At 56.0% G+C, this 810-nt stretch carries 2 protein-coding genes; both read right to left on the bottom strand.

The features are described from left to right. On the bottom strand, nt 1-307 hold a 307-nt coding region (locus QZL71_RS13160), incomplete at its 3' end, for a S1 RNA-binding domain-containing protein (RefSeq protein ID WP_294649203.1). 39 nt (nt 308-346) lie between these two features. Then, nucleotides 347-652, bottom strand: coding sequence for a septum formation initiator family protein (locus QZL71_RS13155; RefSeq protein WP_005940137.1), 306 nt, complete (start codon nt 650-652; stop codon nt 347-349). Between the last annotated feature and the right edge of the window lie 158 nt (nt 653-810).

Below are 810 nucleotides of genomic sequence, written 5' to 3'. Positions count from 1 at the left end.
CGCCCGGACGGGGACCACCAGAGCGCGGACCGCCTGCAGGGCCTCTGCCCTCACGCGCCGGGCGCGGAGGCGGCGGCAGCAGGCGCTTGATGGACAGCGCGATCTTGCCATCCGGTGCAATGTTGATCACCTGCACCTTGACGATATCACCATCGTGCAGAACAGCTGCAATGTCCTGCACGAACTCGTTGGACACCTCGGAAATATGGACCATGCCTACACGGCCCTCCGGCAGTGCGACAAAAGCGCCAAACGGCTTTACACCGGTGACGCGGCCCTCGAATACGTTCCCTACCTCAATTGCCAAAACTCAATACTCCTTGTTTTCCATAGAATGGGCAGCAATTCAGCTGCCGGTCACATCCACAAAGATGCGCTCGTTGGGTGCAGCGTAATTGTAAGAATCCCGCGCGACCCACTCGGTGATCTGGTCTGCATCGCCGCTGAGAATGCGCTGCATCTCCTCGTTTTCAGTCTTTTGCTGGGCGATCTGCTCGTTCAGCGTGTCCAGCTCCGCACGTTTGGAGCTGATGGTGACCTGATTGGAAATGTATGCTGCCAGCATACTCAGCAGCAGCAGGACAAAAAACACCCGTACAAGCGTTTTAACGACCACTTTCTTCTTGCGTTTTCTGCGGTCCGGTGCTGCCATGATCTCTTCTGCCCCCGTTGCATTTGACTCTTACTTTAACACATATGAATTATACATCATGCGGCGCTGGTTTGGCAAGTTCTTTTTGCGCTTTTTTGCAGTTCTTTTTGCGCTGCGGCGTAGTTTGTGCACCTTTCTCCGCCGGGCGCGCCGCCGCT

The sequence above is a fragment of the uncultured Faecalibacterium sp. genome, from assembly GCF_900066275.1.
Taxonomy (GTDB): Bacteria; Bacillota; Clostridia; order Oscillospirales; family Ruminococcaceae; genus Faecalibacterium; species Faecalibacterium taiwanense.
The sequence above is the reverse complement of the archived record's forward strand: the minus strand, read 5'-3'. Positions and strand labels throughout refer to the sequence as shown.

Bases quoted from the DNA above. Each gene is read 5' to 3' on its own strand.
- QZL71_RS13155 (WP_005940137.1), bottom strand. From the start codon at position 652: ATGGCAGCACCGGACCGCAGAAAACGCAAGAAGAAAGTGGTCGTTAAA.